15 protein-coding genes and 1 other annotated feature are annotated in these 13,973 nt (G+C 46.7%); of the genes, 3 read left to right on the top strand and 12 right to left on the bottom strand.

Going from position 1 to position 13,973, the window contains the following annotated elements; genetic code table 11:
• Window positions 1-52: 52 nt before the first annotated feature.
• From I579_RS04090 to I579_RS04050, 9 genes are all read right to left on the bottom strand, one after another.
• Window positions 53-586, bottom strand: a complete 534-nt coding sequence (locus I579_RS04090; RefSeq protein WP_010755034.1) for an NYN domain-containing protein — start codon at window positions 584-586, stop codon at window positions 53-55.
• Window positions 583-1,461: a 23S rRNA (guanosine(2251)-2'-O)-methyltransferase RlmB gene (gene rlmB / locus I579_RS04085; protein WP_010755035.1), complete on the bottom strand. Its 879-nt coding sequence runs from the start codon at window positions 1,459-1,461 to the stop codon at window positions 583-585. The genes I579_RS04090 and rlmB overlap by 4 nt, the downstream gene beginning before the upstream one ends.
• Entirely contained in the window at window positions 1,451-1,849 is a 399-nt protein-coding gene (locus I579_RS04080) for a Mini-ribonuclease 3 (protein ID WP_010755036.1), read from the bottom strand. Before I579_RS04080 ends, rlmB begins: the two co-directional genes overlap by 11 nt.
• Window positions 1,846-3,258 (bottom strand): cysteine--tRNA ligase, encoded by a 1,413-nt coding sequence (gene cysS / locus I579_RS04075; protein WP_016249775.1) that lies wholly within the window; start codon window positions 3,256-3,258, stop codon window positions 1,846-1,848. The genes I579_RS04080 and cysS overlap by 4 nt, the downstream gene beginning before the upstream one ends.
• Complete coding sequence (gene epsC, locus I579_RS04070; RefSeq protein WP_010755042.1) at window positions 3,242-3,781, bottom strand: serine O-acetyltransferase EpsC; 540 nt, start codon at window positions 3,779-3,781, stop codon at window positions 3,242-3,244. The genes cysS and epsC overlap by 17 nt, the downstream gene beginning before the upstream one ends.
• Before the next feature lie 93 nt (window positions 3,782-3,874).
• Window positions 3,875-4,077, bottom strand: a binding site (T-box leader).
• 4 nt (window positions 4,078-4,081) lie between these two features.
• On the bottom strand, window positions 4,082-5,545 hold the full coding sequence (gltX, locus tag I579_RS04065) for a glutamate--tRNA ligase (RefSeq protein WP_010755041.1): 1,464 nt from the start codon (window positions 5,543-5,545) through the stop codon (window positions 4,082-4,084).
• A gap of 80 nt (window positions 5,546-5,625) precedes the next feature.
• Window positions 5,626-6,795: a PIN/TRAM domain-containing protein gene (locus I579_RS04060; protein ID WP_010755040.1), complete on the bottom strand. Its 1,170-nt coding sequence runs from the start codon at window positions 6,793-6,795 to the stop codon at window positions 5,626-5,628.
• Window positions 6,796-6,881: 86 nt separating this feature from the next.
• Window positions 6,882-8,252 (bottom strand): DNA repair protein RadA, encoded by a 1,371-nt coding sequence (radA, locus tag I579_RS04055; protein WP_010755039.1) that lies wholly within the window; start codon window positions 8,250-8,252, stop codon window positions 6,882-6,884.
• A gap of 54 nt (window positions 8,253-8,306) precedes the next feature.
• Window positions 8,307-8,831: a dCTP deaminase/dUTPase family protein gene (locus I579_RS04050; protein ID WP_016249774.1), complete on the bottom strand. Its 525-nt coding sequence runs from the start codon at window positions 8,829-8,831 to the stop codon at window positions 8,307-8,309.
• 282 nt (window positions 8,832-9,113) lie between these two features.
• Between I579_RS04050 and proB the strand changes: the two genes are divergently transcribed.
• Window positions 9,114-9,932 (top strand): glutamate 5-kinase, encoded by an 819-nt coding sequence (proB, locus tag I579_RS04045; protein WP_010755064.1) that lies wholly within the window; start codon window positions 9,114-9,116, stop codon window positions 9,930-9,932.
• A 4-nt stretch (window positions 9,933-9,936) separates the two neighbouring features.
• Window positions 9,937-11,181: a glutamate-5-semialdehyde dehydrogenase gene (locus I579_RS04040; protein ID WP_016249773.1), complete on the top strand. Its 1,245-nt coding sequence runs from the start codon at window positions 9,937-9,939 to the stop codon at window positions 11,179-11,181.
• 94 nt (window positions 11,182-11,275) lie between these two features.
• Here I579_RS04040 and lepB read toward each other — a convergent pair whose 3' ends face one another.
• Entirely contained in the window at window positions 11,276-11,812 is a 537-nt protein-coding gene (gene lepB / locus I579_RS04035) for a signal peptidase I (protein WP_010755061.1), read from the bottom strand.
• 241 nt (window positions 11,813-12,053) lie between these two features.
• On the opposite strand from lepB, the gene I579_RS04030 reads away from it, so the two are divergent.
• Window positions 12,054-12,260 carry a hypothetical protein gene (locus tag I579_RS04030; RefSeq protein ID WP_010755060.1) on the top strand — a complete coding sequence of 69 codons (207 nt, stop codon included), beginning with the start codon at window positions 12,054-12,056 and terminating at the stop codon, window positions 12,258-12,260.
• An 82-nt stretch (window positions 12,261-12,342) separates the two neighbouring features.
• On the opposite strand, the gene I579_RS04025 is transcribed toward I579_RS04030, so the two are convergent.
• The gene (locus tag I579_RS04025; RefSeq protein ID WP_010755059.1) at window positions 12,343-13,158 is read right to left on the bottom strand and encodes a ZIP family metal transporter; all 816 of its coding nucleotides are present in this window, start codon (window positions 13,156-13,158) and stop codon (window positions 12,343-12,345) included.
• A 260-nt stretch (window positions 13,159-13,418) separates the two neighbouring features.
• On the bottom strand, window positions 13,419-13,943 hold the full coding sequence (locus tag I579_RS04020; protein ID WP_010755058.1) for an HdeD family acid-resistance protein: 525 nt from the start codon (window positions 13,941-13,943) through the stop codon (window positions 13,419-13,421).
• Window positions 13,944-13,973: the final 30 nt, after the last annotated feature.

Here is a 13,973-nt window from a genome sequence, read left to right as displayed (position 1 = left end):
AAAATCTTGAAATGAGGATATCATGATAAAACATCTTATTTTCTCATAATTGCTACCTTTTTTTCTTCTTGGACAGGTCTTGCAAGGTTTTTTCTAATTCACTTAACTGTTCTGCCGTCCAAGGAGAGTTCCGGCGGTAGTTTGTGAAGTGCAAGTCTTCCTGATGCCCACGAATGGTGCGCTCGGTTTTGGCAATCGTTTGATACAATTCCCGAGCCGACGTGCGCAAAGCCCCTTGAGAGAAAATCACCCACTGCTCCGCTAAGTCACTAGTTGCCACAGTGACCTGGGTTAAGCGAGTATTCAACTCCCCAGCGATGCGCTCGATGTAGCTGTCCGCCGTCTCCCCTTCTTCCGTAAAGACGACCTCCAGTTGGTATTTTTGGTAGCGTTTGGTCACGCCTGGGACAAACTGGGCATCAAAAACCACGATGATTTCGATGCCCTCGTATTTGGCAAAATTCGAAATCTTGTTTAGTAAAGCATCCCGAGCGTCTTCCAGCTTGTCTTGATTTTTTAACAAGACCAATTCTGGCCATGCCCCGATCATATTGTAGCCGTCGATAATGAGCAGCTCTTTTTTCATAGCTGCCCACTTCGCTTCCGGAAGGCTTCATAGATCAAAAGACCCGTGGCCACTCCGGCATTCAAGCTTTGGACGTGTCCGGTCATGGGAATCGTCAACAGTTCATCGACTTCTTTTGCTAAGCCTGCGCTCATGCCCCGGCCTTCATTGCCAATAATCAAGGCAATCTTTCCTTGGGCGTTCCAATTACGGTAGTCCGTACCATCCATGGCGGTGCCAAAGACCCAAAATCCAGCTTCTTTCAATTGTTTCACCGCTTGGCTAAGGTTAGTCACCCGTGCCACTGGAACGTGTTCCACAGCGCCTGTAGAGGTCTTCACGACGATGGGCGTAATGCCTACTGCCCGATGTTTCGGGATGATGATACCATTGACTCCCCCGGCATCTGCCGTCCGTAAAATCGAGCCGAAATTATGAGGGTCTTCAATCCCGTCAAGAATCAAGTAAAATGGGTTTTCTTCGGTGGTTTGTTCCAAAAGTTCCGGCAAAGACAAATACTGATATGGTGTAATCGCCAAAACCATCCCTTGATGTACCCCGTGATCACTCATGGTATCCAGCTTTTGCTTCGGCACCCATTTCACCGGTACCGCTTGTTCTTGGGCGATTTGTTTTAGTTCCGTGATTTTATCACCATGGGCATCTTCCAATAAGAAGAGCTTATTCCCTCGACCTTCCTTCAAGGCCGCCACCACGGCATGATGGCCAAACAAGAAATTATCGGCTAAGCTATCTGCTTCAGGGTTTCCTTGGCGTTCTGGAGTCTGGTTTCCGCCCTTGTGTGTGCCGTGTTTCCCGGAGGCATTTGACCGGCGTTTCTTTTGGTCTCCTCGGTTATCTTGGTACCGTTTTTTGTTGTTTTGTCTAGCGCTCATTTTCTTCACCTACCTTTTCAATACACCATTTGATCAGGGTCTCTAAGCGTTCTTGTTGCTGAGTCAAGTGCAAGTAGCCCATTAAGGATTCGAAGCCCGTGGCGATGCGATACGTGGTAATATCGGCATTTTTAGCGCTAGTGTGGCTTTTGCTATTGCGCCCTCGTCGGTAAAACAGTTCTTCTTCTTCCGTCAAAATTTCGGCTTGGAGCATGGCGTCCATCAAGAAGGCTTGGGCCTTAGCGGAAACATAGTGCGTCGCCATTTTGTGCAGCTGATTGGGCCGGGTCTGCCCAGTGGCTACCAGATAGTCCCGAATGTAGACCTCATAGACCGCATCCCCTACATAGGCCAGCGCTAAGCCGTTTAATTGTTTATAATCTCTCATGCTTCTCTTCTCCATCGGGTTCCTTGAGGAGTATCCTCTAGAATGATCCCTTGTTCTTTCAGTAAATCCCGAATCTCATCACTTCGGGCAAAGTTTTTGTCTTTTCTAGCTTGGTTGCGTTCTGCGATCAATTGATCGACTTCCTCGTCCAAATACCCTGCCGCAGCAAAGACGATGCCGAAGACTTGAAGCCAAGCGGCAAATTTTTCCAAAGCACTTGTGAGGACTGCTTCCGAGACTGCTTCCCGTTCGCTGTAAGTATTCAACCATTTTGCCAGTTCATAAACTACGGTAATACCATTGGCGCAGTTAAAGTCATCGTCCATCTCTGCTACGAAACGTTCTTCTAAAACTAGTAATGTTGCCAAATCGGCTTCATCAGTGGCAAGTGTGCTGCTAGCTTGAGCCAGCCGGAAAGTGGCATTTTCTTTGGCTGTATGCAGGCGTTGCAGATTCACCGCTGCTTCTTGTAAAACCGTCTCGCTATAGCGAATCGGCCGGCGATATTGGGTCGTAGCCATTAAGAAACGAATCACTTGTGGGTCAACTTGTTGAATCAACTCATGAGCAGTGATGAAATTCCCCAAGGATTTACTCATTTTTTCATTGTCGTCTCCGATGGTCACATAACCATTGTGCATCCAGTAATTGGCAAAAGTCTTGCCGGTTTTAGCCTCGCTTTGGGCGATTTCATTTTCATGGTGGGGGAATTCCAAATCTTGACCGCCTCCATGAATGTCGATGGTTTCCCCTAAATGCTTCGTCGCCATAACGGAGCATTCAATGTGCCAACCGGGACGCCCAGCCCCCCAAGGAGCTTCCCAAGAGATTTCTCCTTCTTTGGCAGACTTCCAAAGGGCAAAGTCTAATGGATCTTCTTTAATGGCTTGTTCCGTACCCGTCCGTTGACTCGCCCCAACTTCTAACTCATCAATGGACTGGTCACTGAGCTTGCCATAATCTGGAAACTTCCGCGTGCGATAGTAAACATCGCCAGAAGCTTCATAAGCAAAGCCTTTGTCAATCAAGTCTTGGATAAACTCGATAATATCCGGGATGTGATCCATCACCCGGGGGTTTAAAGTCGCCGGTTCGATATTCAACGCCTTCGTATCTTCAAAATAAGCTTCAATAAAGCGGTCCGCCAACGCTTCCGGGGTAATGGCCGCTTCTTTGGCCGCCCGAATGATTTTGTCATCCACGTCGGTAAAATTGGTTACAAAATCCACGGCGTACCCGCGATATTCAAAGTAACGACGAATCGTATCAAAAGCGATAAAACTCCGGGCATTGCCGATATGGATGTAATTGTACACGGTAGGACCGCAGACATAAATCTTGACTTGTCCCGGAGTAATCGGCTTAAATTCTTCCTTTTTCCGGGTCAATGTATTATAAATTTTGATCATCAACTCTCACTCCATTCAATCGCACGACTTTCGCAGGTGAACCCACAGCAGTCGCATTATCTGGGATATCTTTTAACACAACGGAACCCGCACCGATTTTGGCATTTTGGCCAATGGTAATCGGCCCCAAAATCTGAGCATGAGCGGCAATCATGGCTCCTTTTAAAACGGTGGGATGACGCTTGCCGCAATCTTTCCCGGTGCCCCCCAAAGTCACCCCGTGGAACAAGACCACCCCTTCTTCCACCACAGCCGTCTCCCCAATCACGGTCCCCATACCGTGATCAATAAACACTCCAGAGGCAATTTCCGCCCCGGGATGGATCTCGATCCCGGTTAAGAAACGCCAAAATTGGGCGGTTAATTTTGCGAGTAAAAATAGACGCTTGCGATACAAAAAATGCGACCAACGATGCCAAAACAACGCATGAAACCCTGGATAGGTCAGGACCACTTCTAAAGTCGATCTAGCCGCCGGGTCATTGGCCTTAGCGACGGCTATAGCTTTTTTGAACCAGCTCATCTTGCTCACTCCTCTCCCTTGAACCCCCTTGTCTCCCAACAAGGTTTGCACTCAAATTACTAAAAAAAGCGTCTTTTAAATAAGTCTCCTTATTTAAAAGACGCTTTTTCGCGTGGTTCCACTTTTCTTTACAAGGATTGCTCCTTGCCTTTTAGTGGGTAACGGTCACTACCCGTATCCGCTTTTGACGGATCCACTCCCAGATGCATTTCCCGCAAGTTTTTAGCTCTCTTCCAGCAAGTGAGAACCTCTCTGTGAAAAACCTCGGCGGTACTTCGTCTGTTCAGCGTGTTTCGCTGTTTAGTTGTTTAATGCTTTTTCTAGTTTTCCTAAGGCTTGTTCTTTGCCTAAGATTTCAATGGTGTTTGGCAAATCTGGTCCGTGCATTTGACCGGAAACGGCGATTCGAATTGGCATAAAGAGATTTTTCCCTTTTACACCCGTTTCTTTTTGAACAACTTTAATGGCCGCCAAGATATTCGGTGCAGTGAAGTCGGTCAATTCACTTAATTGTCCTTTAAAGGCGCTTAGGACGGTTGGCACGGTTTCTTGTGCCATAATGTCACGGCCTTCTTGTTCCAATTCAGGATGTTCATCGAAGAACAAACCGGAAAGTTCCACGATTTCTGCCGCATAACTCATTTGTGGTTGATACAAAGCGACGATCTTCTTCACCCAAGCTTTTTGTTCAGCAGAAGGTTCAGCCGGAATCCGACCAGCTGTAAACAAGAATGGCAAGCACATTTCGGTTAATTCATCCAAGTCCATCTCTTTGATGTAATGATTATTAACCCATTCTAGCTTCTTGCCATCGAAGGCTGCAGGGGATTTGCTCAAGCGTTTTGGATCAAACATCTTGATTAATTCCGATTGTGAGAAGAGCTCGTCTTCTCCCACTGGTGACCAACCTAATAAAGCGATGAAGTTGAACATAGCTTCTGGTAAATAGCCCAATTCTCGATACTGTTCGATGAATTGTAGGATGGATTCATCCCGTTTAGACAATTTCTTACCGGTTTCAGCATTGATGATTAAAGTCATGTGGCCGAATTGTGGTGGCGTCCAACCGAATGCTTCGTAGATCATCATTTGTTTTGGTGTGTTAGCGATATGATCATCCCCTCGTAAAACGTGGGTGATTTTCATCATGTGATCATCCACCGCTACGGCGAAGTTGTAAGTTGGCATGCCATCGCGTTTTTGAATGACAAAGTCGCCACCTACATTATCGGATTCAAAGTGGATATCCCCTTTGACCATGTCGTGGAATGCGTACTCGGTATTTTTTGGTACGCGGAAACGAATCACGGCTTCTAGACCTTGTGCTTCTTTTTCAGCTTGTTGTTCAGGCGTCAAGTGAGCACATTTGCCACCGTAATGAGGCATTTCTCCCCGGGCCCGCTGTGCTTCCCGCTCTGCTTCTAGTTCTTCTTCAGTACAGTAACACTTGTACGCCCGATTAGAAGCTAGAAGTTGGTCGATTAACGGTTGATAGATTTCGCCTCGTTCTGATTGGCGGTAAGGGCCATATTCCCCGGGATTTTCTGGAGATTCATCCCAATCCATACCCAACCAAGCCAAGTTTTCCAACTGGCTCTTTTCACCATCCGCGATATTCCGCTTTTGGTCAGTGTCTTCAATCCGAATAATAAAATCGCCATCGTTGTGACGAGCAAATAAATAGTTGAACAGTGCTGTTCGGGCATTGCCGATATGCAAATGTCCTGTTGGGCTTGGCGCATAGCGCACGCGGATTTTACTCATTTTATCTCTTCCTTTTAGTGGATTTTTCCCTATACGTTTCAAATTGTACAATCATTGTCCTCATTAGTAAAGTATCATCGTCAGGACTTGTGATTTCGTTGGTTGCGGGAATTGGTTTTCCCATTCGTGGCGGAATTGCTTTCTGTATCAATCCCTCGTCCAGAATGAGCCGGTTTAGCAAAAATCATGCGACCTGCCGCCGTCTGTAAAGCACTGGTAACCACAACTTTAATACGTTCGTTCATGTAGTGTTGGCCGTCTTCCACCACCACCATGGTGCCATCGTCGAGATACGCGACCCCTTGTTGGCGCTCGGTCCCTGCTTTGACCACCAAGACTTCCATGTCTTCTCCTGGAATTACTACGGGTTTCACCGCATTGGCCAGTTGGTTGATGTTTAAAACCGGCACATTTTGGAACTCGGCGACCTTGTTTAAGTTGTAATCATTGGTGACTAAAGTCCCATCTAAGAGCTTCGCCAATTTGATTAATTTGCTATCCACTTCTTGAATCTCTTCGAAGTCGCCGTCGTACATTTCCACGGAAATATCCGTTTCTTTTTGCAACGCATTTAAGATATCCAACCCTCGGCGACCACGGACACGCTTCAAGCTGTCTCCGGAATCGGCAATGTATTGCAATTCATACAAGACAAAATTAGGAATCAAAATCGTGCCTTCGATAAAGCCGGTTTTGGCGATGTCATACACCCGACCATCGATAATCACGCTAGTATCCAAAATCTTGTATTTCCGAAAATGATCGTCGGCATTCCGTTCCAAAAGCTCTTGCTCTGCCACCGGTTCGTTGCGTTTTTTCGAAGAAGTGAAGATTTTTTTCCATTCTTCAATCCGGGTAGTGCTGATTTGAAACCCTAGATACCCTAGTAAAATCATGATTAGAAAGGGTGCTACGCCTTTCACAAAAGGCACATCCCAGTTGTAAAAAGGCAATGAGATGATGACCCCGATTAAGAGACCGATGATGGTCCCAATGGCGCCAAATAGTAGATACGTGAGGCTGAGCTCACTGAGTTTTTTCTCGATGTAGGTAAGAGCGGTGGAAATGTGTTTCACCAGGAATAATGACAATAAATAAAAAATAATGGCTCCGATTAACAGATTGGTGACCACATTATCCAACCATTGATTGCCTCCTTGACCGATTGCCGTCCAGGCATAGGGCATAAAGGAGACCCCCAAACTTGCTCCAGCCACCACCAGTAAAACTGTGATGACGCGTTTTTCCATAAACTTTCCCTCCTTGAATTCTTTCATAACTGTAATTTTTTTGACTGTTCTTGAGCTAAACTAACATGTCCTAAGTGGACGACGACTTAGCCGAAAACTCGTTTTAACGTTTCGCCAATCGTCGCCACCGGTACGACTTCGATGCCTTTTGGTGGCACCCAGCTACCGAGATTGTTCTTCGGCAGATAGACTTTGGTAAAGCCCAGTTTTTGGACTTCTTTTACCCGGGACTCGATATTGCTCACCCGGCGGACTTCTCCGGTTAAGCCGATTTCCCCGATAAAGCATTCCCGGGGGTCCGTTCCTTTTTCCTTGTAGCTAGAAGCGATGCTCACCGCTAGTGCTAAGTCAATGGCGGGTTCGTTTAATTTCACTCCCCCAGCGGCTTTCAAATAAGCATCTTGGTTTTGTAGCAAAAGCCCGGCTCGTTTTTCCAGCACCGCCATGATTAGTGACACCCGATTGAAATCTAGCCCCGCCGTGGTGCGCTTAGCATTACCAAACATGGTGGGAGTTACTAAGGCTTGAATCTCCACCAAGATTGGTCGGCTTCCCTCCATAGCGACTACGATGGCCGAGCCGGTAGCCCCTTCTAAGCGTTCTTCCAAGAAAACTTCGGAAGGATTAACCACTTCTCGTAAGCCATTTTCGTGCATTTCGAAAATACCGATTTCGTTGGTGGAGCCGAAACGATTCTTCACCGCCCGGAGAATCCGAAAACTGTGATGCTTTTCCCCTTCGAAATACAGCACCGTATCTACCATGTGCTCCAACATCCGGGGTCCGGCGATGGAGCCTTCCTTGGTCACGTGACCTACGATGAAAATCGTAATACCATTGGTCTTAGCGATTTTCAACAGCTCGGCGGTAGTTTCCCGCACTTGGCTCACGGAACCGGCTACACTAGTGATATCCGGCTGAGTCATGGTTTGAATCGAGTCGATAATCACATAATCCGGCTCGATTTCCCCGATGGCACGGCTGATTTCATGCATATCCGTTTCGGCATACAGATAAAACTCCGTGTCGATGCTCCCCAAGCGTTCTGCACGCATTTTGATCTGGTCGGCACTTTCTTCCCCGGACACGTAGAGGACTTTGCCCCCTAATTCCGCTAACTGCTGGGAGACTTGTAATAGCAAGGTGGACTTGCCGATTCCGGGATCCCCACCGATTAAAATCAAGGAGCCCGGCACCACGCCACCACCTAAAACCCGATTGAGTTCACCTAGTTTGGTTTTCACTCGGGGTTCTTTCTTTGGTACTACGTCGGCAATCTTCGTCGGCCGGGTCTTTTCCCCAGTCAAGGAAGCCCGCACTCGGCGATCGTCCGTGTCTTGAATGGTGACCTCTACTAAGGAGTTCCAACTACCACAATTCGGACATTTACCTAAGTATTTCGGCGAAGTATAGCCGCAATGTTGACATTCAAATTGAACCTTGGCTTTCTTGGCCATAAGACACCTCCGTCCTGCTTCATTTTACCACATAAGACTAGGCAATAGATAACTTCACCCTTGCCCAGAAGAGCCAAAGCCCCCGGTGCGTTCCTTGTTGCTAACGTCTTGATCCGCTTTTAAAAACGGTAAAAAGATCCCTTGCCCGATTCGCTCGCCTTTTTTGATTTTCACATCCAATGGACCAAAGTTGGTGAACTGAAAGTAGATATGACCTTCATTGTCTGGATTGTTATAGTAATCGCTGTCGATAACGCCCACCCCATTGGTCAAAACCAAAAAACGTTTCAAGGGATTGCTAGACCGATTGCACAATTGCAAAAACTCGTCTGCTCCCATATAGGCTTTAATACCTGTGGGTACCAAGCTTGGCTTGATGGCTTTGGCAATCGTTGCTGCTTCCTCTTTTTGCACCAGACCTTTTAAGACCGGTAGTAATCCCCCTCGCCAAATACTAGGGATAACCATGTCCGCTGCCGCCTCAAAATCATACCCCGCCGCATGTTTCGTTGCCCGAACCGGTAGCTGAATTCCTTCCTTTTCATAGGCACTGACCACTTCAAATCCACGTTTCTTCATGTCACGACTCCTTCTTCATTCTTAATAGCTTATTTTAGCACACCCCTGTCTATTCAGTGGCGATATCACAAAGAATTACAGGAATTTTCATAAAAAGGCTGATTCTCGCTCAAAGACGGCTAAAGAACCATTTTTCCAGTGTTCCACATGAAACATCCCTGAAGCAAATGTGCACATTTTCAACATTCTTTGAGGAAAATTATCTGACAATTGTCATTTTGAAGATGAAATCTCATAGAAAACCTTGTACAATGGAAAGAAACAAATTGTGGAGGGGATTTTGTGCGGCAATCATTGGAACAAGCGCAACGAATCGTGATAAAAATCGGAACGAGCTCCCTGATCTACCCCAATGGCAATATCAACTTGGCAGGCATCGACCAACTGGCCTTTGTCTTAACGGATTTAGCCAATCGAGGCAAAGAAGTCCTCTTGGTATCCTCCGGGGCAATCGGCGTGGGTATGAACAAGCTAGGTTTGAAAACACGACCGGTCTCCATTCCGGAGCAACAAGCGGTAGCCGCCGTGGGCCAAGCCGAATTGATGAATATCTACAATCACCGCTTTTTGACTTACAGCCAAATCACCGCTCAGGTCTTATTGACCAGAGATATCGTAGAGTTTCCGGAAAGTCGCCGCAACGTAACCAACACCCTTAACCAACTGTTGGTCAAAAAAATCATCCCGGTTATCAATGAAAACGACACGGTCTCCGTGGAAGAAATGGATCACCAAACCAAATTTGGGGACAATGACCAGCTTTCCGCCATTGTCGCCCAAATCATTCAAGCGGATTTATTAATCATGCTTTCCGATATCGACGGCTTTTACTCGGGAAATCCCGCGGTGGATCAACAAGCGATTTTGTATCATACCGTCCACGAGATCACCCCAGAAATCATGGAACAAGCTGGGGACAAGGGCAGTCAGTTTGGCACCGGGGGGATGGTCAGTAAGCTCGCCGCCGCAAAACGGATTTTAGCCCAAAACAGCCTTATGGTCTTAGCCAACGGAGAAAAGCCCCAAGTCATCTTTGATATTTTAGCCGGTGAGGAAATCGGCACCTTGTTTTGTACCAAAGAAAAACTAGAAAGGTCGTGAGAAAATGGATTTAACCCTTTTAGGTCAACAAGCCCAAGCCAGCGCCAGAAAACTCGCCCTCCTAGACACGAAGGAAAAGAATCGACTTTTAGGCGCCATGGCCCAAGCACTTGTAACCGCCACCCCGGAGATTTTAGCGGCCAATGAAAAAGATTTGGCCCAAGCCGCTGCTAATGGCATCTCAGAAACCATGCAGGACCGCCTGCGCCTAACCAAAGAGCGAATTGCTGAGATGGCGGCGGGAATCAAAGAAGTGGTGGACCTTCCTGACCCAATCGGTGAAGTAGAAAAAATGTGGAAGAATGAGGATGGGTTGCTAATCGGCCGGCAAAAAGTGCCTTTAGGCGTGATTGGCATTATTTACGAGTCCCGGCCCAATGTCACTACGGATGCGGCCAGTCTTTGCTTTAAAACCGGCAATGCCGTAATTCTCCGAGGGGGCAAAGAAGCGTTTGCCTCGAACCAAGTGTTGGTGGAAATCCTCCAACAAGCTTTAATCAAAGAAGGATTCACCCCTCATGTTATCCAGTTTGTCACGGATACCAGCCATGAAGTTGCCACGGAAATGATGCGTCTGACGGAGTATTTGGATGTTTTGATTCCCAGAGGTGGCGCCGGCTTAATCAAGCGAGTCAAAGAAACGGCGACCGTGCCTGTGATTGAAACTGGCACCGGCAATAATCACGTGTATATCGATAAAGATGCCCAGTTAGACATGGCCGCAGCCATCGTGGACAACGCTAAAACTCAGCGTCCTTCCGTATGCAATGCCATGGAAACACTGCTGATTCACGAAGCGGTGGCGGCGGAATTTCTCCCAGTCATCGCCAAAAAACTCGCTCAACACCAAGTTGAACTCCACGGGGATGAGCGAGCTTGCCAGTATGTACCAGAAGCCCTCCCTGCCACGGAAGCCGATTGGTCAACGGAGTATTTGGACTACATCCTGGCGATTAAAGTGGTGGACAGTTTGGAGGAAGCTATCGCCCACATCAATCGCTACAACACGAAACACTCTGAGGCCATCGTCACAGACAATTACTTTGCTTCCCAAAAATTCTTACAAGAAGTCGACGCGGCGGCAGTCTATGTCAATGCCTCCACCCGTTTCACTGATGGCTTCGTCTTTGGTTTTGGGGCCGAAATCGGCATTTCCACTCAAAAACTTCACGCCCGAGGACCCATGGGACTAGAAGAATTAACCTCTACCAAGTACATCATCTACGGAGAAGGACAAATCCGCTCCTAAAATCGAACACTACCAAAAGAAAAAACAGCGCGGAAAACGGCTCTGGGTTATTCCCAGTCGATGTTTTCCGTGCTGTTTACTTTGTGGTATTCGTTTATTTCACCGTGCCCATTTTGTTTAAGGGCCAGAAGATGAATTTGGCATTGGATGTGATGCTGTCTTCTTCGATTGCTCCAAAAACACGGCTATCTTTTGAAACCGTACGATTGTCCCCTAAAACAAAGAGACGATCTTTCGGTACTTCAAAGGTAAAGTCCTCCGTAAAGAGCTGGCCTGCCGGCAATTGACTCTTAAACTCATCTAAATAGTCTTCGTCGTATTTTTTGCCATCGATGTACAGTTGATCGGATTTGTATTCCACCGTTTCGCCCCCAAAGGCAATCACCCGTTTGATGTACTCCTTGTCGGCATCCGGTGCGTGGAAGCTCACCACGTCAAAGCGTTTCACATCCCCGATTTTTAGCCCAATCAAGCGTTCCGAATCCTGTAAATTAGGATCCATAGACGCCCCGTGGACCTCCACCGGCGTAAAGATAAATTGCCGCAATCCTAAGACGATTAAAATCAAGGCGACAAGCCATAGTAAATCTTTCCAAGTGAACCAGGCAGATTTTTCTGCAGTTGTTTTCATAGTCGTTTCCCCTTATGTTTGCTCCTGAAATAACTTCAGGTGAATGCTTGCGATTTTTCTACCTAAACTATCTCTAATAAGTGTATCAAAACTCCGAAACGAATACACGCAGAATCACTTTTTTTCGCATTTTGTTAAGATTTCCCAGAAAAATATCCGTCTCAAGGCTGATGGCGACAGGTGCCAGGTTTGCTATGCTAGGGATGTAATGAAACAGACTTTCCTAAAGGAGGAAAACCTCATGAGTAATCTAAGTAACCAATCCACCCTTGTCAAAATTCTGGCCGTTGTGGGCTTATTAGTCGTAGCTGGTTTTGTGTTAAATGTCGTGCTAGGCATCGCCGGTGGCCTGATTGCCTTATTCTTCCGCTGGGGGATTCCCTTGTTGATTGCCATTTGGCTGGTCAACTGGTTAACCAAGTCGGCGAAGAATAAAAACCGTTATTAAGAAAGCAAACGAAACTTCCCCAAAAGCAAAGCAAACAGGAAACCCCGGTACGCAAGAATTAACTTGTGTACCGGGGTTTTGCTTACCCTAAAGCAATATCCAAAATCATCATGATAATAAAGCCTAGCATCGTCCCGAATACGGCGAAATGACGCTTGCTACTGGATGTGACTTGGGCTTCTGGAATCAATTCTTCCACCACCACGTAGATCATCGCTCCCGCGGCAAAGGATAAAGCGTAGGGCAAAAGTACCGTAACCTTCGAGACCAACAACGCTCCTAATACGCCGGCAATCGGCTCCACAATTCCTGAAGCTTGGCCGTAAAAGAAGGATTTTCGCCGACTAAGGCCTTCTTGACGCAAGGGAATGGAAACTGCGGCTCCTTCTGGAAAGTTTTGAATCCCGATTCCTAATGCTACCGCAATCGCTGCAATGGCAGCCGCTGCTGGATCATCAGCATTTGCCGCCGCCCCAAAAGCCACCCCTACGGCTAGACCTTCCGGAACATTGTGCAAAGTAATCGAAAAGACTAGCAAAATCGTGCGCTTTAAGTGACTGTGAATCCCTTCTTGTTCGTGGTTGGGACCAAAGTGCATGTGAGGAATCGTCTTATCCGCAATGTAAAGGAATAGCCCCCCTACCCCAAAGCCAATGGCCACCACAAGCCAAGGGACATCCCCATTTTGTTCGGCCCACTCAATGGCTGGATCGAGTAAAGACCAAAAACTCGCGGCAATCATCACCCCGGAAGCAAAGCCCAGCATGAGATTGAGCACATCTTTTTTGATTTCTTTAAAGAAGAAAACCAAAGCTGCCCCTAATGCGGTCATGCCATAAGTAAAGCCACAGCCCACGAGCGCCTGCTGCCAAGGGGCTAATTGTACAAACCAATCCAAATCAATAACCTCCTCTAACTCATCATTACTATATTAAAGACCCGTATTTCTAGGGTTCTTTCAGTTCGTTTTAATTGTACCATATATTATTTTTCGTCGCACCTAATAATTTCTAGTAAAAAAAGTGGGGCTAACACCTGATGCTCTTTATCCGGTGAGTCAGTTTTGACTGAATTCCAAAATGAGCCAATTCGTAAAGCCAGACATAGTATTTTCGGCTACAAAAAAAGAAACGCCCCTAACAGAGCGTTTCTTGATCCTTAACTACGGAAAGCAAAAATAATGTGTTTTATCCCAAACATCAGGAAGTAAAAACCGATTAAAAAGCTCAGGGTCAACGCTGAAGAAAGTGGATTTAAGAACAGGTAAATCCCCAGAATCACTCCGAGAACATTGAGTATCAGCGAGAACCAGTAATACCAAGAAGCAACTTTTCGAGCCGCATCTAAATTGAACAGATTGAAAACCGAGTCGATGATAAACCAAATGGCAAAGACAAAGGGCAATGCCAAAACCCCAGCTCCGGTATTAAAGAGCAAGAAAATCCCAATCAAGATGTCCAGAATTCCTAAAACAATTGGTAGTTTCGCCCGAGAACCAGTCAGCTCCTCTAAACGACTGCGGAAAAACAACTCAAAAATCCCCTTGAGAAATGAAAAAATTGCATAGACCACCACGATCGTCATTAGATTCGCTAAAGGCCGGCGAAAACTAATCACCGCCGTCACTACGAATAAAATACCTAATACTAAAGAACCCCAATCAAAACTTTTTTTCGTTTCCATACTTTCCCTCCTTTCTTAAAAGAGTACCGC

It is taken from the genome of Enterococcus asini ATCC 700915 (assembly GCF_000407365.1).
Taxonomy (GTDB): domain Bacteria; phylum Bacillota; class Bacilli; order Lactobacillales; family Enterococcaceae; genus Enterococcus_C; species Enterococcus_C asini.
This window is presented reverse-complemented; position numbering and strand designations above follow the sequence as displayed.

Coding starts and splice junctions, on each gene's coding strand:
- I579_RS04090 (WP_010755034.1), bottom strand. CDS start 586: ATGAAAAAAGAGCTGCTCATTATCGACGGCTACAATATGATCGGGGCA.
- rlmB (WP_010755035.1), bottom strand. CDS start 1,461: ATGAGCGCTAGACAAAACAACAAAAAACGGTACCAAGATAACCGAGGA.
- I579_RS04080 (WP_010755036.1), bottom strand. CDS start 1,849: ATGAGAGATTATAAACAATTAAACGGCTTAGCGCTGGCCTATGTAGGG.
- cysS (WP_016249775.1), bottom strand. CDS start 3,258: ATGATCAAAATTTATAATACATTGACCCGGAAAAAGGAAGAATTTAAG.
- epsC (WP_010755042.1), bottom strand. CDS start 3,781: ATGAGCTGGTTCAAAAAAGCTATAGCCGTCGCTAAGGCCAATGACCCG.
- gltX (WP_010755041.1), bottom strand. CDS start 5,545: ATGAGTAAAATCCGCGTGCGCTATGCGCCAAGCCCAACAGGACATTTG.
- I579_RS04060 (WP_010755040.1), bottom strand. CDS start 6,795: ATGGAAAAACGCGTCATCACAGTTTTACTGGTGGTGGCTGGAGCAAGT.
- radA (WP_010755039.1), bottom strand. CDS start 8,252: ATGGCCAAGAAAGCCAAGGTTCAATTTGAATGTCAACATTGCGGCTAT.
- I579_RS04050 (WP_016249774.1), bottom strand. CDS start 8,831: ATGAAGAAACGTGGATTTGAAGTGGTCAGTGCCTATGAAAAGGAAGGA.
- I579_RS04040 (WP_016249773.1), top strand. CDS start 9,937: ATGGATTTAACCCTTTTAGGTCAACAAGCCCAAGCCAGCGCCAGAAAA.
- lepB (WP_010755061.1), bottom strand. CDS start 11,812: ATGAAAACAACTGCAGAAAAATCTGCCTGGTTCACTTGGAAAGATTTA.
- I579_RS04030 (WP_010755060.1), top strand. CDS start 12,054: ATGAGTAATCTAAGTAACCAATCCACCCTTGTCAAAATTCTGGCCGTT.
- I579_RS04020 (WP_010755058.1), bottom strand. CDS start 13,943: ATGGAAACGAAAAAAAGTTTTGATTGGGGTTCTTTAGTATTAGGTATT.